We start from the raw sequence: 17,461 nt of genomic DNA, 5'->3' as shown, positions 1-17,461 counted from the left end.
CATGTGGAAAAAGCACCAGAACCTCGAGAAGAACTCGATCTGGCTCGTGATCGCCATCCTGCTGGTGGTGTCGGTCGGCGGCCTCGTGGAGATCGCCCCGCTCTTCTACCTGGAGAGCACCATCGAGAAGGTGAAGGGCGTGCGGCCCTACACGCCGCTCGAGCAGGCCGGTCGGGACATCTATGTCCGCGAGGGCTGCTACGTCTGCCACTCGCAGATGGTCCGTCCGCTGCGTGATGAGGTCGAGCGCTACGGCCACTACAGCCTCGCGGCCGAGAGCATGTACGACCACCCGTTCCAGTGGGGCTCCAAGCGCACCGGGCCGGACCTGGCGCGCGTCGGCGGCAAGTACTCCGACGGCTGGCACCGGGATCACCTGATGAACCCGCGCTCGGTGGTGCCGGAATCCAACATGCCGCCTTATCGCTTCCTGGCGGAGACGGATCTGGACTACCGCGCCATCGAGGCCCGGCTGAACGCGCTGCGCACCGTGGGCGTGCCCTATACCGACGCCCAAATCCAGAACGCCAAGGCCGACCTCGAGACTCAGGTCGATCCGTTCGCCGGCGAGAAGTCGGGGCTCAAGAAGCGCTACGGCGCCAAGATCGCCCAACGCGACTTCGACGGTAACCCGGAGAAGCTGAGCGAGCTCGACGCCCTGGTGGCCTACCTCCAGATGCTCGGGACCACGGTCGATTTCCGGACCTACAAGGCCGAAGACCCGGAGAACCTGCGGTGAGCGGCCTGACCTACGAGGCGGTCGCGCGGTTCGCTCAGCAGGGCGGGACCCTGTACTTCGCCGCCATCTTCATCGCCGGCCTGATCTACGCGCTCTGGCCCCGGCACAAGGAGGCGTTCAAGCGCCTCGCCCACCTGCCGCTCGAGAAGGACGAGAGCGATCATGTCTGAGCGCGAACGCGACGAACATTCCGGCATCGAGACTACCGGTCACGAGTGGGACGGAATCAAGGAACTGGATAACCCGCTGCCCCGCTGGTGGCTGTGGATCTTCTACGGCTGCATCGTCTGGGCCGCGGTCTACTGGGTGTTCATGCCGGCCTGGCCTGGCCTGCACAGCTACACCAAGGGGGTCCGCGGCGAGTCCGACCGGGCCAACGTGGTGCAGGAGCTTTCTAAGCTGGAGACCCTGCGCGGCGCACAGGGCGCGAAGCTGAAGTCGGTCAGCCTTGAGCAGATCGAGCAGGATCCGGAGCTGCAGAGCTTCGCCCTTCAGGTCGGCCAGTCGGTGTTCGGCGACAACTGCGCCACCTGCCACGGGGCGGGCGGCGCGGGAGCCAAAGGCTATCCGAACCTGCGCGACGATGTCTGGCTGTATGGCGGCGGCACGCTGGAGGACATCCAGCACACCATCCAGGTGGGCATCCGCTCGGGCCACGCCCAGGCGCGCGGCGAGACGGTCATGCCGGCGTTCGGTCGCGACCAGATGCTGGACCAGGCGCAGATCCGCGACCTGACCGAGTACGTGGTGGCGCTGTCGGGTCGCAAAGCCGACCCTGCCGCCGTCGGGCGCGCGCGGCAGACCTTCGCCGACCAGTGCGCCGCCTGCCACGGCCCGGACGGCCGCGGCGATCCGGTCAAGGGCGCGCCGAACCTGACGGACGCGGACTGGCTGTACGGCTCCGGCCGCGACGCCATCACCGAGCAGATCTGGAACGGCCGCAACGGCGTCATGCCGACCTGGGAGGCGCGCTTCAGCCCTGAGACCATCAAGGCGCTCGCCGTCTATATCCACGCCAACGCCGGCGGCGGCGAGGAAGAAGTCGCAAGCCTTGGAGGCGTGTCGGCCCGATGACCGTCGTCATCGATCGCGTCTCGAAGCCGCAGCCGACGCCGACCTCCGGGTCGGCGCCGGTCTCGGCCGCCGCACGTCTGCGCAAGAAGCGGGGCGGCGGCGGGGGGCTCTACTCGCCACGAACGCCGATCTACCCCAAGCTGGTCCACGGCCGGTGGCGCGCCATCAAGTGGGCGCTGCTGATCGTCATGCTGACGATCTACTACGTGACCCCATGGATCCGGTGGGAGCGTCCTGGCGCCCTGCCGGACCAGGCGATCCTCGTCGACTTCGAAGGCGCGCGCTTCTACTTCTTCGACATCCAGCTCTGGCCGCAGGAGGTGCATTTCATCACCGGCCTGCTGGTGATCTCGGCGCTGGCCCTGTTCCTGGTCACGGCGCTGTTCGGCCGGCTCTGGTGCGGCTACGCGTGCCCGCAGACCGTCTGGACCGACCTGTTCATCTACGTCGAGCGCGCCTTCGAGGGCGACCGCAACGCCCGCATGCGCCTCGACGCCTCGCCCTGGTCCTTCAACAAGATCTGGCGCAAGGTCGGCAAGCACCTGACCTGGCTGGCCATCGGCTTCGCGACAGGCGGCGCCTGGATCTTCTACTTCCACGACGCGCCGACGCTGATCCGGGAGTACTGGGTCGGCCAGGCGCCGGCCACCGCCTACATCTTCTCGCTGCTGCTGACGGCCACGACCTATGTCTTCGCCGGCCACATGCGCGAGCAGGTCTGCATCTACATGTGCCCCTGGCCTCGCATTCAGGGTGCGATGCTCGACCACCACTCCCTGCAGGTCACGTATCGCTACGACCGGGGCGAGCCGCGGGGGCCGCACAAGAAGGGCCAGGCCTGGGAGGGTCGCGGCGATTGCATCGACTGCCATGCGTGCGTGGTCGCCTGCCCGATGGGAATCGACATCCGCAACGGGGCGCAGCTGGAGTGCATCAACTGCGCGCTCTGCATCGACGCCTGCGACGAGATCATGACCAGGATCGGCCGCCCGAAGGGCCTGATCGGTTACGACACCGACAGCGCCGTGGCCGAGCGGCAGTGCGGGAACACCCCGCGTTACAAGTTCGTCCGGCCTCGGACGGTGTATTACGCCGTCGCCCTGGTGGTGGTCTCCAGCCTCATGCTGTGGGGCCTCAGCCACCGCCGCCCGATAGACATGCATGCGCTGCGCGACCGCAATCCCACCTTCGTGCGTCTGCACGATGGGGCGATCCGCAACGGCTACACGCTGAAGATCGCCAACCGCAGCTTCGAGCCGATGCCGGTCGAGGTTCGGTTCCTGGGCGTCGCCGGGGCGCGTTTGCGCAGTCCGGGCCAGCCGGCGTCGGACGCCCTGCGCCTGACGCTGGAGCCTAACGAAGTCACAGCCGTCCGCGTGTTCGTCATCGCGCAACCCCAGGCGCTTGCCGCGCCGAGCCTGCCGTCCGCCTTCGCCGTCACCGGCCAAGGTCTGACGGTGAAGGCCAAGACCACCTTCCTTTCGGGAGCCGCGAACGAGCTATGAGCGCCACCCACACAGACGCCGGCGAGCCCGGCTTCCGCATCACCGGCTGGCATGTGCTGGCCGCCGTGTGCGCCTTCTTCGCAGTGGTGATCGCCGTCGACGCCAGCTTCACCGTGATGGCGCTGCGCACCTTTCCGGGTCAGGTCTCGGTGACGCCGTACGAGGACGGGCTGCTCTACAACCAGCGCATCGCCCAGGAGGAGGCGCAGGCGAAACTTGGTTGGCGCGCCGCCGCCGAGGTCGCTCCGGGCCTGGTGGTGCTGACCGTGCAGGACGCCGCCGGTCGCCCGCTGCGCGGATTAACCGTCACGGGTCGCCTGGAGCGGCCGGCCACCGAATCCGGGCGTCGCACGCCCCGTTTCATCGAGACGGCGCCTGGCCGCTACGAGGGCGCGACCAGCGCGATCGAGGGCGCATGGGACCTCACCGCTGAAGCCGTGGACGCCGCCGGCCGCCGGTTCGTGGCCGAGCGGAGGCTGACGTGGCGGTGACCTACGACGCCGGACGGCCGGCGGATCTCTCGGCCTTCCTCAAGCGTGACCCAAAGGGCGCGCCTTCGGTGGACCTGCTGGTTCGCGGCGCGCGCTGCGCCGGCTGTCTCGCCAAGATCGAACGCGAAGTCCTGGCCCTGCCTGGGGTCAAGGAGGCGCGCTTCAACCTGACCACGGGCAAGCTGACGGTCGGCTTCGCATCGACGGCTGGCGATCCTGGGCGGGTGGTCGAGACCGTCGAGCGCCTTGGCTATTCGGCGACACCCTACGATCCGAGCCAGGCCCAGGCGATCTACGACCGTGAGGGCCGGGCGCTGATCCTGGCCATGGCCGTGGCGGCTTTCGGCGCCATGAACACCATGATGTTCTCCGTCCCGCTCTGGGCCGGCCTGTTCGGCCAGGAACTGGGGCCCGCGACGCGAACGGTCATGATGTGGCTCTCAGGCGCGGTCGGGGCGCCCTGCGCGATCTACGCGGGAATGCCCTTCTTCCGCTCGGCCTGGCGCTCGCTGAAGGCCGGCCGCGCCAACATGGACGTGCCGATCTCCATCGGCGTCATCCTCACCCTGGTCATAAGCTTCTCCGAGACCCTGCTGCAGGGCCGGGACGCCTATTTCGACGCGGCCGTCTCGCTGCTCTTCCTGCTGCTCATCGGGCGCTGGCTCGATCACCAGTTGCGGGCGAAGGCGCGCGGGGCCGCCGCCGACCTCCTGGCGCTGCAAGCGACCGCCGCCACCCGCCTCGAAGCCGGTGGCGAACGTCGGGTCCCGATCAGCGAGCTTGCGCCGGGCGACGTGCTGCTGGTCCGGCCCGGCGAGCGGCTGCCTGTTGACGCCGTGGTGGAGGAAGGCGCCTCCGAGCTCGACAACGCCCTGCTCACCGGCGAGACCGCGGCCGTGGACGTCGGCCCGGGCCAGCTCTGCCGTGCCGGCGCGGTCAACCTTACCGGCATGCTGCGGCTGAAGGTCGTAGCCCGGTCGGAGGATTCCGCCTTGGCCGGCATCGCGCGCCTGGTCGAGGCCGGAGCCCAGGCCCGCTCGCGTTATGTCCGCTTGGCTGACAAGGCCGCCGCCCTCTACGTGCCTGTGGTGCATACGGTGGCGGCGCTCACCTTCGTGGGCGGCTGGGCGCTGGGCCTTGGTCCGCGCGAGGCGCTTATCCGAGCGGTCGCGGTCCTCATCGTCACCTGTCCGTGCGCGCTGGGCCTGGCCGTGCCGGCCGTGCAGATCACCGCCTCCGCCCGTCTGTTCCGCAAGGGCGTGCTGGTGAAATCGGGCGCCGCGCTGGAGCGGCTGGCCGAAGTGGACCACGTTATCTTCGACAAGACCGGCGTGCTGACCGAGGGAAGGCCGAAGCTGGTCGATCCCGTGCCGTCGTGCCTGGCGCTCGCGGCGCCGCTCGCGCGCGCGTCGCGTCACCCGCTGGCGCGCGCCCTGGCAGGGGAGGCGGGAGCCGGTCCGATCGCGTCCGAGGTGCGGGAGCACGCGGGCCTGGGCGTCGAGGGCGTCATCGACGGGCGCCGCGCGCGTCTGGGCCGCGCAATCTTCCTCGGCATCGAGCCGCAAGACGCATCGGAGACCGAGCTTTGGTTCGGCTTCGAGGGCGACACCAAGATCCGCTTCCGTTTCACTGACGCCGTCCGACCCGACGCGGCCGCTGCGGTGGCTGCGCTCAAGGCCCGCGGCCTTGAGGTGGAGATCCTTTCCGGCGACGTGGCGCCGTCGGTGCGGCGCGCGGCGGACGAGGTGGGCGTCGACGTCTGGCGGGCCGGCCTAACGCCCGAGGGGAAGGCTGCATCGGTCGACGCCTGCGCCCGGCAGGGCCATCGCGTGCTGATGGTGGGCGATGGGCTCAACGACGCCGCCGCCCTGGCCAAGGCGCACTGCGCCATGGCGCCCGGCTCGGCGCTGGAGGCCAGCCAGAACGCGGCCGACCTGGTGTTCTCCGGCGAAGGGCTCATGGCGGTCGTCGAGGCCTACGACATCGCGCGGTCGGCGCGGCGTCGGGCGCTGGAGAACTTCGGCTTCGCCAGCCTGTACAACCTGGTCGCCGCGCCCGCGGCGATGCTGGGCTTCGTCAATCCGTTCATCGCGGCGCTGGCGATGTCGGGCTCCTCGCTGGTCGTCACCCTCAATGCGCTCAGGACCGGAGGTCGCTGATGGACATCCTGCTGATCCTTGCACCGTTCTCGGTCGGCCTTGGCCTCATGGCCGTCGCCGCGTTCTGGTGGACGCTCAAGGCGGGCCAGTACGAAGATCCGGTTGGCGACGCAAACCGCATCCTCATCGACGATGCCGACGACAGACCGCCCGCCTGACGCCTTGATCCAGATCAGGGCGCGCCGGTCCGGGCACGGCGACAAGGGCGCATGAGCCTCGCCCCAGACCTCCGCCCGTCGCTCGCGCAGCTGGTCGCCCGCTACGACGGCCGCGCGCCGCGCTACACCAGCTACCCCACGGCCGTGCAGTTCACGCCGGCCGTGGACGAGGCGATCTACCGGGATTGGCTGCGCGAACTGCCCGCCAGCGATCCGATCTCCCTCTACCTGCACATTCCGTTCTGCTCGCGCCTCTGCTGGTACTGCGGCTGCAACACCCGGGCGGTGAACCGGCACGAGCCCGTGGGCGAATACGTCGAGCTGCTGCTGGCCGAGCTCGCGCTGCTGGAGCGGGCGCTGCCCGGGCGCATGAAGGCTAGCGCGGTCCATCTGGGCGGCGGCACGCCCAACATGCTGACGGCGCAGGAGCTCGCCGCGATCTTCGGCGCCCTGAAGGCTGCGTTCCGCTTCACGCCGGGGTACGAGGTGGCGGCCGAGCTGGACCCCGCCGTCCTGACCCGCGAATGGGTCGACGCCGCGGCGTTCCATGGGCTCAGCCGCGCCAGCCTCGGCGTTCAGAACCTCGATCCCGTCGTGCAGAAGGCCGTCAACAGGCGCGAAAGCTTCGAGGACATCGCGCGCTGCGTCAGGTGGCTGCGCGACGTGCAGATCGGATCGATCAACCTCGACCTGATGTACGGCCTGCCGCATCAGACCACGGAGTCGACCCTAGCGACGGTCGACGCCATCGCCAGTCTGCGGCCCGAGCGGATCGCGCTGTTCGGCTACGCCCACGTTCCCTGGATGAAGGCGCACCAGCAGCTGATCGACGAGGCGGCGCTGCCTGGTCCCGCCGAGCGGCTGGAGCAGAGCGAGGCCGCCGCCGAACGTCTCGCGGCGCTGGGCTATGTCCGGATCGGCCTCGACCACTTCGCCGCGCCGCACGACCCGATGGCGAAAGCCTTGGCTCAGGGCGATCTGCGCCGCAATTTCCAGGGCTACACCACCGACACCGCCGGCACGCTGCTCGGCCTCGGCGCCTCGGCCATCGGCTCGCTGCCGCAAGGCTTCGTGCAGAACATCGCCCAGGAGCTCGGCTGGCGCGCGGCGGTGAAGGGCGGCCACCTTCCGGTGGCGCGCGGTGTGGCGCTGACCGACGACGACCGGTTCCGTGGCGAGATCATCGAGCGCCTGATGTGCGATCTCGCTGTTGATCTCGATGCGGCGTGCGCCCGTCATGGCCGCCTGCGCTCGGACCTGGAGCCGGCCCTAACGCGGCTGCAGCCCTTCGTCGCCGATGGACTGGTGCGGATCGACGGCGGACGCATCTCGGCTGTGGGGGCAGGGCGGCTGGTGATCCGCTCGATCGCCGCCTGTTTCGACGCCTACTTCGCTCCCGACGCCGAGCGCCACTCCCGCGCGCTCTAGAAGCGCGCGAGCAGCGCCATGCGGACGAGGTCAGAAAGGCTTCCGGCGCCGGTCTTGGTCATCACGTTCGCCCGGTAGACCTCAACGGTCCGCGGACTGATCCCAAGTTCGTAGGCGATGATCTTGTTGGCCTTGCCCGCGACGACGCCGTGGAGGACGTCCTTCTCCCGCGGCGACAGCGAGGCCAGCATGGTCTCGAATTTCTGGCGTTCCGCCTCCTCGCGCTGCGTCTCTTCGCCGACGTCCAGCGCCGCGCCGACCGCCATCAGCAGCACTTCGTCGTCGAAGGGCTTTTCGAGGAAGTCCTTCACGCCCGCCTTCATCGCCTCGACGGCCAACGGCACGTCGCCGTGTCCGGTAAGGACGATGACCGGCAGGGTGACGCCCTCCGACCGCAGCCGGCGCACCAGCTCCAGGCCGTTCATCTCAGGCATGCGGATGTCCGTGACGATGCAGCCAGCCTCCAGGCGATCGAGCCCCTGCAGGAACTGGATCGCCGACTCATACGTCCGCACGGCATAACCGGCAGTATCGAGCAGGAACTGCAGCGACTGCCGTACGGGCTCGTCGTCGTCGATCACATGGACCAGACCGCTACTCAACGTCCCTCAACTCCTCGTCCCCGACTCCCCGGAGGGTGAACCGGAAGATAGCACCGCCGCCCGGGCGAGGTTCAACCCAGATGCGGCCGCCGTGCGCCTCCACGATTGTGCGGCTGATGGACAGGCCGACGCCCATTCCCTCGCGCTTGGTGGTGACGAAGGGTTGGAACAGGCGATCGGCGACCTCGGGGCTGACCCCTGGACCCGAGTCGGCGACCGAGATCTCGACCATGCCATCGTCGGCGGGGCGGGCCGACACGGCGAGCTCCGCGCGCGGCATGTCCTCCATCGCGTCGATTGCGTTGCGCATGAGGTTCAGCACGACCTGCTGGATCTGCACCTTGTCGGCGAGCACCACGTCCACCTTCGGATCTATCCGGAAGCTGAGGCGCACGCCGCGCTCCTTCGCGCCGACCATGGCCAGGGCGCCGGCCTGCTCCAGCAGTTGCGGCAGGCTTTCAAGGCGCCGCTCCGTCTCTCCCTTGGATACGAAATCGCGCAGCCGGCGGATGATCTGTCCGGCGCGGAGGGTCTGCTCGCCCGCCTGGACCAGCGCGTCCCGAATCTTCGCCTGGTCCGCCGGCTCACGGTCTAGGAGGCGGATCGAGCCCTTGACGTAGTTGGCCGTCGCCGAAAGCGGCTGGTTCAGCTCGTGGGCGAGGGCCGAGGCCATCTCGCCAAGGGCCGTCAGGCGGGCGACGTGAACCAGTTCGGACTGCAGATCCTGCAGGCGGCGCTCGGTTTGCTGGCGTTCGGTGAGGTCGCGGACGAAGCCGGTGAAGAAGCGCCGATCGCCCGAGCGCATCTCGCCGACGGCGAGTTCCATCGGGAAGGGCGAACCGTCCTTCCGCTCGCCCACCACCACGCGACCGATGCCGATGATCCGCCGCTCGCCGGTGTCGATGTAGCGGTGCAGGTAGCCGTCGTGCGCGTCGCGATAGGGATTCGGCATCAGGATGCTGACGTTGCGGCCGATCGCTTCGGCGGCCGTCCAGCCGAACAGCCGCTCGGCGGCGGCGCTGAACGATTGCATGATCCCGCGCTCGTCGATCACGACCATGGCGTCGGGCACGGTGTCCAGGATCGAGCGCAGGTGGGCTTCCCGCGCTGCGAGGTCGTCGAGCGCATGGGCGGTGTCCGCCGTGGAGCGCCGCAGGTATCCGCCCGCGATCCCACTGGCGAGGCCGAGGGCCACGAAGACCACGCTGTTGATCACGTTGGCGGTGTCGTCGAACATTTGCGGCCCAAGGAGCGCGGCATGAACGGCGATGCCGAGCGCGCTGGCGGCGACCGCCGGCCCGAAGCCGCCCACCACCGCCGCCGCCATCAGCGCGGGCACGAACAGCAGGAAGGCCGCGCGTTCCTGGAAGACGGGCTCGAGGGCGACGCGCGCGCCGGCGCAGACCACCGTCGCCGCCAAGGCGACGCCATAGCCCAGGGCGGGGTTCAGCCGACGACCGGCCTCAGCGACGGTCATGCGCGGTCCTGGCTTGCCGGCCGATCATCAAGCACGTCCTCCACGTAAACCATTCGCACCACCACGTAGGCGACGACCGCCAGCGGCGTTGCGAAGAGCACGCCCAGCGGTCCCAACAGTACGCCCATCGCCAGCACCGCGAACAGCGTCACCGCCATCGGCAGCTCGACCATCTGGCGCAACACCAGCGGCGTGAAAAGGTTGGCCTCGAGCTGCATCGCCCCGACGTAGAGGACGGCGGTCCAGGCCAGGGTGTCCCAGCCGGCGCCGGCGGCCAGGATCAGACCCGGGATGGTCGAAACCATCGGGCCGATCACCGGCACGAACTGACCGATGCCGGCGACAACGCCCAGGGCGAGCGGCGAGGGCACGCCGGCCAGCCACAGGCCGACGCCGGTCGTCACGCCCACCAGCAGCATCGAGATGAGCTGGCCCACCAGCCAGCGGTTCAGCGCCCCGCCGCACGCCAGCAGCACGGCTTCCGTGCGGGGCCGCCAGCTCTTGGGCGTGAGCCGCACGAGACCGCCAAGGTAGGTGCGCGGGTGGAAGGCGAGGTACAGCCCTGCGAACATGACGATCAGCGCCGCCGCGCCCGCCGTGGCGGAGCCGCGGATGAGCTTCGGACCGACCTGCATGACGAGCCCGTCTGCGTGCTGCAGCCGGCGCAGGTCGTCGAGGATGTAAGCGCCCACCACCGAGCGCGAGAGGTCCGCCTCCAGCGCGCGCCACGCCCGCGGCAGCAGTTCGCTGAGCGCCGCGAGCTGGATCGCCGCTTCGCGGCCGAAGAGCCAGACCATCGCCGAGATCGCCAGGACAAGGCCCACGACCGCCGCCAGCAACGCCCACGGCCGCGGAAGCCCGGCCCGGCGCACCATCGGATCGGCCAGAGCGTGCAGCAGGACCGCGGTGAGGATCGAACCGAAGGCCAGCAGCAGCACGTCGGCCAGGCGCAGGATCAGCAGGGCAAGCGCCGCCAGTGCGCCCACCACCGCGACCCGGCCGAGGAACCGGTCTCCCGATCTCGCCCGCAATGCCCCGTCGCTCATCTTCATCTCCCCTGTGGGCGCATCGTCGCCTGTTGCGCCGCTCCGCGCCAGCCGAAGCTCGGCAAGAAAACGGCGTCGGATGGAAAGCCACCCGACGCCGTTACGTCGTCGCAGTTGGGGGAAGGATCCAGGATCCAGCGACGAACGATCAGTCCACGAGAGCCGCCAGCATCTCGGGGCGCTTGACCTGGAAGCGCCGGAAGGTGGGGAATTCCACGATCTCTTCGTCCTGGAGCTGCGTCAGCATCCGGGAGACCGTCTCGATCGTCAGGCCGAGATAGTCGGCCATGTCCTGCCGGCCCATCGGCAGGTCCACGGCTCCGGGCACGGCGCCCTCGGCGAGATTCAGCAGGAAGGCGGCGACTTTCTCGCGGGCGCTGCGGCGGCCCAGCAGCAGCAGGTGATCCTGCGTCCGCTGCAGCTCGCGCCGGGTCGCCTCCAGGATGGCGCGGTCAAGCTCGACGTCGCCGGCGAAGGCTCGAACCGAGGCCCGGCGGACGACCTGCACCTCGCAGGAGGTCAGCGCCTCGGCCGAGAACTGGTGATCCGGGCCGACTTCGAGGCCGAACAGGTCGCCGGGATAGTAGAAGTCGCCCACCTGGCGGCGCCCGTCGGCGGCGAGGCGGGTGGTGCGCACCACGCCCGAGACCAGCCGGTAGAGATGCTCGACGTCATCCCCTTGCGCGTAGATTTCCTCGTCACGCTCGAAGGTCGACTTCGCGCCGAGGCGGTCCATCACTTCGGTGAGCGCTGCGCTCGGGCGGGCGGTGCGGGGATCGTGGAAGTCGTAGGCGAGCGACATGGCGGTGTCCTTCGTGATGACGAAGGGGTACGCGGCGCCGGCGCCCTGCGAAATTCGTGACGTCCCCCTAAGGGGCGCCCCCTACGTAGACATACGGAGGCGCTGGCCCTCCGTATTTGATCCGCGTCACAGCGGCGCTGCCGCCGGCTCTCCAGACTGGCTCTCAAGAAGGAGACCTCGGTCATGGAACTCACCGGAACCACCTGGATCGTCGCTGCGGACGCCGGAGAAGCTCGCATCTTCGAAGAGCGGCTGCGCGCGGGCGAGGTCCGCGAGCGAACGGACCTGCGGGCGCGGGCCGACAGCGGCGACCAGCCGCAGTCCCACCGGCATATGGCGACGGTCCACGAGAGCGGCGGGTTCGGCCGACATGGCGCCGGGACTCGAGAGGCGTCCGACGAGGCCGAACGCCGGTTCCTGCGTCGGGTCGCCGAGTCGCTCGAGGCGGCCGCCAAGCGCGAGGCGTTCGACCGGCTGGTCCTGATGGCGCCGCCCAGGGCGCTCGGCCTCCTGAGGGCCGAGCTTGGCCCCGCCTGCGTCCGCCGGCTCGACGTCTGCGACGCTCACGAGCGCGTCCACGACGGGGCCGACGCCATTCGTCAGCGGCTACGTGAGGCCCGCGCCAAGGCTTGATGGAGATCAAGGCGCAGCTTGCGGCCCTGGCCGCACCCTTCGTCTGACGCCCTATAATGATAAGGAACCAAGAGATGGCCAAGAAGTCTCTCGCCCGGAAGATCCAGCACGAGGTCGACGACACCTTCGAGGACATCGCCGACGCCCTGCGCGACGCGGCCGATGGCCTGAGCGACGACGCGGAGAAGGCGGTGGCGCAGGCGGCGGTCGCCGTACGCCAGGCCGCCGAGGCCCTGGCCCGGCAGGGCAAGGCCGCGGCCAGCGAGGCTATCGCGCACGCGCCGGCTCCGGCCAAGGATCTCGCCCGCAAGGCCGTGCAGGAAGCCAGGGAGCATCCGATCGCTTCGATTGCGGCCGCGCTGACGGCGGCGGCGGCGCTGATCTCGCTGCTGTCGAGCGACCGGAAGCGCAAGGCCGCCTGAGCGCGCCTCGGCTGAGGAGAACGGCGGCCGCACCACGTCCGGTGTAGGATCGTTGTTCACGCGACCAGAACGTGTTCATCTCCCGGCGCATCGAGCCGGGGGGCTGACTTGCCGACAGTGAACACGTTCGAGGCGCTGCTTTCCGGCGCCAGTTGGAATGGCGAGGGCGTGACCGGACGGCCGGCCTTCGTCACCTTCTCCTTCGATACCGCAGCGCCGGCCGACGCCTCGACAGTCTATTCTCCCGGGTTCGCCGGGAGCTTCCAGGCGCTCAGCGAAGCTGAACAGGCGATTGCGCGCCAGGCGCTCAAGGCGTGGGCCGATGCTTCCGGCGTCACCTTCCTCGAAGCGCCTCCTGGCCAGGGCGACATCCGCTTCGGCATCTACGATTTCGACCTCGGTCCGGCCTCGATCAGCGGCTTCGCCGGTTTCGCCCGCTACCCGGCGGTGTTCGTAGAGTCCGTCTACGCGGTGGATCTGCCGCTGGGCGGCGACATCTACATCGACCGCGGCGCGGCCACCTTCGCCGTGCTGATCCACGAGATCGGCCACGCGCTGGGGCTGAAGCATCCGCATGACGACGATCCCCGGCTGGAGCCGTCGATCGACGACTACGCCCACACGGTCATGACCTACAATCCCGCCGGCGGGCCGCCGACGGGCCTAGGGTCCCTGGACGTCCTGGCCGTCCAGCACATCTATGGGCCGGCCTCGACGGACGGGACCCAGGCCGCCAGCTGGTCGTGGGACGCCGCCGCCAGCCGGCTCACCCAGCTGGGCGGGCTGAACGCCGACACCCTGATCGGCGTCGGCGGTGCGGACATCATCAACGGCGCGACGGGCGCCGATCGCATCTTCGGCCGCGGGGGCGCCGATAGCCTCGACGGCGGCGAAGGCAACGACTCACTCAGCGGCGGAGACGGCGTCGACACGCTCATCGGCGGCGCGGGCGGGGATGTGCTCGAGGCGGGCGGCGGCGGCTTGGACGTCCTGGACGGCGGCGCGGGCGACGACCGGCTGATCTTCTCCGCCGGCCCTGGCGTCGCCGACGGCGGCGAGGGCAACGACACGCTGTACGTCGTCGGCGCAAGCGGCGGCGTGGTGATGGATTACGGGAGCTTCACGGCGGGCGGCGGCTCCTATGTCAACATCGAGTGGTTCGGCCTGATCGGCGGTCTCGGCAACGATACCCTGCTGGGCGGCTGGCGCGACGACGAGCTGTACGCCGGCCCCGGCAATGACTCGATCAGCGGCGGCGACGACTGGGACCTGATCACAGGCGACGATGGCCTGGACACCGTCTACGGCGGCGCAGGCGACGACGTGATCGAGGGCGGGGCGGGCGACGATTTCCTCCGCGGCGATACCGGCGACGACTGGATCGAGGGCGGCGACGGATTCGACGACACCCACGGCAACCTCGGCGACGACACGGTCCTGGGCGGGAATGGCCCGGATTGGGTGGTCGGCGGCCAGGGCTCGGACGTGCTCTTCGGCGACGGCGACCACGACGTCGTCTACGGCAACCTCGCCAACGACACCCTTTCCGGCGGCGTCGGCAACGACTGGGTGCGGGGCGGCCAAGGGGACGATTCGATCCAGGCCGGCGCGGGCGACGATTTCATCGCCGGAGACCGCGGATCAGACACCATCTTCGGCGGAGCCGGCGCGGATCGCTTCCACAGCTTCGGCGAGGCGGGCATCGACCGCATCGAGGACTTCAGCGCCGCCGACGGCGACAGGCTGAACCTGCTGGCCGGAACGACCTACACCGTCACCCAGTCCGGGGCGGACGCGGTGGTCAGCATGGGCGGCGGCGGCATGGTGGTGCTGGTCGGGGTTCAGGTCTCCAGTCTCACGGGCGATTGGCTGACGGTGGGCTAGGCCGTCAGCCGGGCGCCCGGGCAAACGCCTTCAGCCGTGGGGCGTATCGCCGCGAGACCGGCACCTCGGCCCCCGTCTCGAGGGTCAGGACGGCGTGGCCCCCGTCGCCGCGAACCACCCGCACGATCTGCTCGGCCCGAACGAGCGCCGAGCGGTGGACGCGAACGAACTGACTGGGGTCCAGTCGCCGTTCGAGCTGTCGGATGGAGAGCCGCAACAGGAAGCTGCGGCCGCCGCTGTGCACGCGGATGTGGTCCCCATCGGCCTCTATCCAATCGACCGCCTCGAGGTGCAGCCGCACCCGTTCGCCGCGCGCCTTGGTCCAGATCTCGGTGAGGTACCCGTCCTCCGCGGCGGGGGCCGCGGCGGGCGGGGCCGAGACGGCGAGCGCGGCTTCCAGCTCGGCCAGACGACGCGTCGCCCTATGCGCCGCGATCTCGTCGCGCGCTCTGGCGAGCGCCTGCCGCAGCCGGTCGAGCGAGACCGGCTTCAGCAGGTAGTCCGTGGAGGCGAGTTCGAAGGCGTCGACGGCAAAGCGGCTGTAGGCAGTGACGAAGATCACCGCCTGGCCCCCGGCTTTCAGCTGCGAGAGCAGCTCCAGCCCGCTCAGACCAGGCATCTTGATGTCGAGCAGCACCACGTCGGCCGGCGCGGCCTGGAGCGCCGCCAGGGCCTCGGCGCCGTCGGAGGCCTGACCCACCACCTCAACGTCCTCGACGGCGTCCAACAGCATGTGCAGCCGGCGCAGGGCCGGCGGTTCGTCGTCGACCAGGAACAGGCGCAGCGGCGCGGTCATGCGGCGCGCTCCAGCGGGAGCTCCAGGCGGCACTCCCAGCCCCGATCTGCGCGAGGGCCGCAGACCAGATCGGCATCGCGCCCGTACATCGCGTCCAGCCGCGAGCGCACGTTCTCCAGGCCGAGGCCCAGTTTGGGCGGCGCCTCCTGGGCGCTGTTGTCGCCATCGTCGCACACGGCCACGCACAGCCGGCCTTCCTGTTCCCAGGCGCGGATCTCGATGGTTACGGGGCGGATCGAGCGGGCGACGCCATACTTCACCGCGTTCTCGACGAGCGGCTGCAGGATCAGCCACGGGGCGAGCGCGTCCCGCACAGCGTCCGGGACATCGGCGCGGAACTGCAGCCGATCCTCGAACCGGACCTGCTCGATCGAAAGGTACTGCCGCTGGGCGCCCAACTCCTCGTGCAGCGGCACCTTCTCGGGCAGCTCTTTCTCCAGCGTGTAGCGAAGGAAGCCTGAGAGCATCAGCACCACCTTCTCGGCCCGGTCGGTTTCGCGCGCCAGGATCAGGGCCGAAAGCGCGTTCAGGGTGTTGAACAGGAAGTGCGGATTGATCTGGTAACGCAGCATCTGGTTCTGGGCGCGGGCGGCGAGCGTCTGGGCGCGTTGCAGCCGGAGCGACTTCTCCTTCAGCTGGTCTTCGTAGCCGAGCGCGAAGTGAACGGCCGTCCAGGCGAGGAACACCCAGATCGCCCAGAAGCCGGTGGAGATGAAGCTCATCCACCAGGTGATCTCTCCCCAGCGAGGCCAGATCAGGTAGAACGCCGTGTGGTTGACGACGCCGTAGAACAGGGCGCCGACGACAGCGCACAGGAAGGCCAAGGCCATCTTGAGGGGCAGGTTCAGCTTGGCGCCCAAATCCAGCACCCGGCCGATGCCTACGCAGAAGAACGCCGCGCACAGCATCACCAACAGTCGCCGGATCGCCGAGTCGACCGCATGCGGCATCGGCTGGATCACCAGGATCAAGGTGGTCAGCAAGGTATATGTGACCGCCCACAGCGCGAGGTTCGCAAACAGGTATCGATAAAGACGCCGCAGCGGCCCGCCTCCCGAAGTCGCCCAATGTGACGATACTTCACTGAAGCTGGGCTGCGCCAAAGACCGTTGGTCGCGGATTATCGACCGCTCACAGATTTTCCGCCCGCTTGTCGCTGCAACGGCGCCATCCGCAGCAATTCGACTGACAAATTCCACCGTTCCGCGACCATTCCTCGAAGCAAAAGTGAGGGAGTGGGCAAGGTGCCGGTTCGACCGCCGTCGCTCAGGGCGATTGCAGCCTTCGAGGCCGCCGCCCGGCATGAGAGCTTCTCCAAGGCCGCGGAAGAGCTGAATCTCACCCGCAGCGCCATCAGCCACGCCATCCGTTCGCTGGAGGATCGCCTCGGCGTGAACCTCTTCGCGCGGACCGGGCCCTCGGTCGTGCTCACCGAACCCGGCCGCATCTTCGCGGGTCGGCTGCGGCTGAGCCTCGAGATGATCTCGCAGGCCTTCGATATGCCGGCGCCTGCCGACCGCGCCGTACTGCGGGTGGCCGCGCCAGGCGACCTGATGCGACAGGTGGTTGCGCCGGGACTGGCCGAACTGCGGGCGAGCCGCCCCGACCTCGATCTCGACCTTCGCGCCCAAGGCGGCGTGTCGGACCTGCTCGGCGGGCTCGTCGACGTGGTGGTGGCGCAGGGTGCGTCCGCGCCGGCCGGCTTCCAGTCGCGGATGATCGCCCGCGAGGCGCTGATCGCCGTCGCTGCGCCCGGGCTCTTCGCCCGGCTGCCCGCCCGTCCGGAGGAGATGCTCGCGGCGCCGCTGATCCACTGTCACGCTCGCCCCTGGGGGCTGTGGTTCGAAGCCGCCGGCCTCGAACGCGCGCCTATGGGCGAGGCGCTGAAGGCCGACGATCACACAGTCGCCGTGGAGTTGGCGCGTGCCGGGCTCGGTGTCTGCCTGGCTCCGGCGTTGATGGTGCAGGAAGACCTCAGGCTGCGCCGGCTGGTTCGCGTCAGCGACGTCGAAGCCTTCCTGCCGGAGGGCTACTGGGCGCTGTGGAACCCCGGGTCGCCCAAGCGCGATCTCATCGACGCCTTCGCCGAGCGGCTCTGCCGGTCGCTCGCGGTTCAGCCGGCGGCCGAGCTGCAAGCCGCCTGACGCACAGCCCGATCATCGGCGGGACGGAAGAGGGCGGCGACCGCAGGGTCGCCGCCCTCTTCCGTTGAGGCAAAAGAAAAGGGGCGGCGACCGAAGTCGCC

The 17,461-nt window shown here is 69.5% G+C and carries 18 protein-coding genes; 12 read left to right on the top strand and 6 right to left on the bottom strand.

Translation table 11 applies throughout. From position 1 onward, the window contains the following. The first annotated feature begins 1 nt into the window (after position 1). The 8 genes from ccoO to hemN are packed head-to-tail and all read left to right on the top strand — an operon-like array spanning position 2 to position 7,554. Positions 2 to 739 (top strand): cytochrome-c oxidase, cbb3-type subunit II, encoded by a 738-nt coding sequence (gene ccoO, locus ACO2Q0_RS02370; protein ID WP_423349871.1) that lies wholly within the window; start codon positions 2 to 4, stop codon positions 737 to 739. After that, complete coding sequence (locus ACO2Q0_RS02365; RefSeq protein ID WP_423349870.1) at positions 736 to 909, top strand: cbb3-type cytochrome c oxidase subunit 3; 174 nt, start codon at positions 736 to 738, stop codon at positions 907 to 909. Before ccoO ends, ACO2Q0_RS02365 begins: the two co-directional genes overlap by 4 nt. Beyond that, positions 902 to 1,813: a cytochrome-c oxidase, cbb3-type subunit III gene (gene ccoP, locus ACO2Q0_RS02360; RefSeq protein ID WP_423349869.1), complete on the top strand. Its 912-nt coding sequence runs from the start codon at positions 902 to 904 to the stop codon at positions 1,811 to 1,813. The genes ACO2Q0_RS02365 and ccoP overlap by 8 nt, the downstream gene beginning before the upstream one ends. Then, positions 1,810 to 3,318: a cytochrome c oxidase accessory protein CcoG gene (gene ccoG, locus ACO2Q0_RS02355; protein ID WP_423349868.1), complete on the top strand. Its 1,509-nt coding sequence runs from the start codon at positions 1,810 to 1,812 to the stop codon at positions 3,316 to 3,318. The genes ccoP and ccoG overlap by 4 nt, the downstream gene beginning before the upstream one ends. Then, positions 3,315 to 3,809 (top strand): FixH family protein, encoded by a 495-nt coding sequence (locus tag ACO2Q0_RS02350; RefSeq protein WP_423349867.1) that lies wholly within the window; start codon positions 3,315 to 3,317, stop codon positions 3,807 to 3,809. Before ccoG ends, ACO2Q0_RS02350 begins: the two co-directional genes overlap by 4 nt. Next, complete coding sequence (locus ACO2Q0_RS02345) at positions 3,806 to 5,968, top strand: heavy metal translocating P-type ATPase (RefSeq protein ID WP_423350512.1); 2,163 nt, start codon at positions 3,806 to 3,808, stop codon at positions 5,966 to 5,968. Before ACO2Q0_RS02350 ends, ACO2Q0_RS02345 begins: the two co-directional genes overlap by 4 nt. Beyond that, positions 5,968 to 6,126: a cbb3-type cytochrome oxidase assembly protein CcoS gene (gene ccoS / locus ACO2Q0_RS02340; protein WP_423349866.1), complete on the top strand. Its 159-nt coding sequence runs from the start codon at positions 5,968 to 5,970 to the stop codon at positions 6,124 to 6,126. The genes ACO2Q0_RS02345 and ccoS overlap by 1 nt, the downstream gene beginning before the upstream one ends. A 51-nt stretch (positions 6,127 to 6,177) precedes the next feature. Then, entirely contained in the window at positions 6,178 to 7,554 is a 1,377-nt protein-coding gene (hemN, locus tag ACO2Q0_RS02335; RefSeq protein WP_423349865.1) for an oxygen-independent coproporphyrinogen III oxidase, read from the top strand. Here hemN and fixJ read toward each other — a convergent pair. The 4 genes from fixJ to ACO2Q0_RS02315 all read right to left on the bottom strand — a co-directional run bounded on the left by fixJ (position 7,551) and on the right by ACO2Q0_RS02315 (position 11,481). Continuing rightward, positions 7,551 to 8,156, bottom strand: a complete 606-nt coding sequence (fixJ, locus tag ACO2Q0_RS02330) for a response regulator FixJ (protein WP_423349864.1) — start codon at positions 8,154 to 8,156, stop codon at positions 7,551 to 7,553. The genes hemN and fixJ overlap by 4 nt on opposite strands. Next, positions 8,149 to 9,633 (bottom strand): PAS domain S-box protein, encoded by a 1,485-nt coding sequence (locus ACO2Q0_RS02325; RefSeq protein ID WP_423349863.1) that lies wholly within the window; start codon positions 9,631 to 9,633, stop codon positions 8,149 to 8,151. The genes fixJ and ACO2Q0_RS02325 overlap by 8 nt, the downstream gene beginning before the upstream one ends. After that, the gene (locus ACO2Q0_RS02320) at positions 9,630 to 10,679 is read right to left on the bottom strand and encodes an AI-2E family transporter (RefSeq protein WP_423349862.1); all 1,050 of its coding nucleotides are present in this window, start codon (positions 10,677 to 10,679) and stop codon (positions 9,630 to 9,632) included. The genes ACO2Q0_RS02325 and ACO2Q0_RS02320 overlap by 4 nt, the downstream gene beginning before the upstream one ends. Positions 10,680 to 10,827: 148 nt before the next feature. After that, positions 10,828 to 11,481, bottom strand: a complete 654-nt coding sequence (locus ACO2Q0_RS02315; protein ID WP_423349861.1) for a helix-turn-helix domain-containing protein — start codon at positions 11,479 to 11,481, stop codon at positions 10,828 to 10,830. 183 nt (positions 11,482 to 11,664) lie between these two features. On the opposite strand from ACO2Q0_RS02315, the gene ACO2Q0_RS02310 reads away from it, so the two are divergent. From ACO2Q0_RS02310 to ACO2Q0_RS02300, 3 genes are all read left to right on the top strand, one after another. Continuing rightward, positions 11,665 to 12,114 carry a host attachment protein gene (locus tag ACO2Q0_RS02310; RefSeq protein ID WP_423349860.1) on the top strand — a complete coding sequence of 150 codons (450 nt, stop codon included), beginning with the start codon at positions 11,665 to 11,667 and terminating at the stop codon, positions 12,112 to 12,114. A 74-nt stretch (positions 12,115 to 12,188) separates the two neighbouring features. Then, entirely contained in the window at positions 12,189 to 12,536 is a 348-nt protein-coding gene (locus ACO2Q0_RS02305; RefSeq protein WP_423349859.1) for a hypothetical protein, read from the top strand. A 117-nt stretch (positions 12,537 to 12,653) separates the two neighbouring features. Next, entirely contained in the window at positions 12,654 to 14,420 is a 1,767-nt protein-coding gene (locus tag ACO2Q0_RS02300; protein ID WP_423350511.1) for a M10 family metallopeptidase, read from the top strand. Between the two features lie 4 nt (positions 14,421 to 14,424). Here ACO2Q0_RS02300 and ACO2Q0_RS02295 read toward each other — a convergent pair whose 3' ends face one another. Both ACO2Q0_RS02295 and ACO2Q0_RS02290 read right to left on the bottom strand, forming a co-directional pair. Next, entirely contained in the window at positions 14,425 to 15,216 is a 792-nt protein-coding gene (locus ACO2Q0_RS02295) for a LytR/AlgR family response regulator transcription factor (RefSeq protein WP_423349858.1), read from the bottom strand. Next, entirely contained in the window at positions 15,213 to 16,199 is a 987-nt protein-coding gene (locus ACO2Q0_RS02290; protein WP_423349857.1) for a sensor histidine kinase, read from the bottom strand. Before ACO2Q0_RS02290 ends, ACO2Q0_RS02295 begins: the two co-directional genes overlap by 4 nt. A 261-nt stretch (positions 16,200 to 16,460) precedes the next feature. Here ACO2Q0_RS02290 and ACO2Q0_RS02285 point away from each other — a divergent pair, with 261 nt between their 5' ends. Further along, the gene (locus tag ACO2Q0_RS02285) at positions 16,461 to 17,360 is read left to right on the top strand and encodes a LysR substrate-binding domain-containing protein (protein WP_423349856.1); all 900 of its coding nucleotides are present in this window, start codon (positions 16,461 to 16,463) and stop codon (positions 17,358 to 17,360) included. Positions 17,361 to 17,461: the final 101 nt, after the last annotated feature.

The sequence above is a fragment of the Phenylobacterium sp. VNQ135 genome, assembly GCF_049445735.1.
Lineage (GTDB): Bacteria > Pseudomonadota > Alphaproteobacteria > Caulobacterales > Caulobacteraceae > Phenylobacterium.
Note: the sequence above shows the minus strand (reverse complement) of the source record. Positions and strands in the feature narration are given on the sequence as shown.

Coding starts and splice junctions, on each gene's coding strand:
- ccoG (WP_423349868.1), top strand. CDS start 1,810: ATGACCGTCGTCATCGATCGCGTCTCGAAGCCGCAGCCGACGCCGACC.
- ACO2Q0_RS02295 (WP_423349858.1), bottom strand. CDS start 15,216: ATGACCGCGCCGCTGCGCCTGTTCCTGGTCGACGACGAACCGCCGGCC.
- ACO2Q0_RS02305 (WP_423349859.1), top strand. CDS start 12,189: ATGGCCAAGAAGTCTCTCGCCCGGAAGATCCAGCACGAGGTCGACGAC.
- ACO2Q0_RS02315 (WP_423349861.1), bottom strand. CDS start 11,481: ATGTCGCTCGCCTACGACTTCCACGATCCCCGCACCGCCCGCCCGAGC.
- ACO2Q0_RS02350 (WP_423349867.1), top strand. CDS start 3,315: ATGAGCGCCACCCACACAGACGCCGGCGAGCCCGGCTTCCGCATCACC.
- ACO2Q0_RS02320 (WP_423349862.1), bottom strand. CDS start 10,679: ATGAGCGACGGGGCATTGCGGGCGAGATCGGGAGACCGGTTCCTCGGC.
- ACO2Q0_RS02325 (WP_423349863.1), bottom strand. CDS start 9,633: ATGACCGTCGCTGAGGCCGGTCGTCGGCTGAACCCCGCCCTGGGCTAT.
- hemN (WP_423349865.1), top strand. CDS start 6,178: ATGAGCCTCGCCCCAGACCTCCGCCCGTCGCTCGCGCAGCTGGTCGCC.
- ccoO (WP_423349871.1), top strand. CDS start 2: ATGTGGAAAAAGCACCAGAACCTCGAGAAGAACTCGATCTGGCTCGTG.
- ccoS (WP_423349866.1), top strand. CDS start 5,968: ATGGACATCCTGCTGATCCTTGCACCGTTCTCGGTCGGCCTTGGCCTC.
- ccoP (WP_423349869.1), top strand. CDS start 902: ATGTCTGAGCGCGAACGCGACGAACATTCCGGCATCGAGACTACCGGT.
- ACO2Q0_RS02310 (WP_423349860.1), top strand. CDS start 11,665: ATGGAACTCACCGGAACCACCTGGATCGTCGCTGCGGACGCCGGAGAA.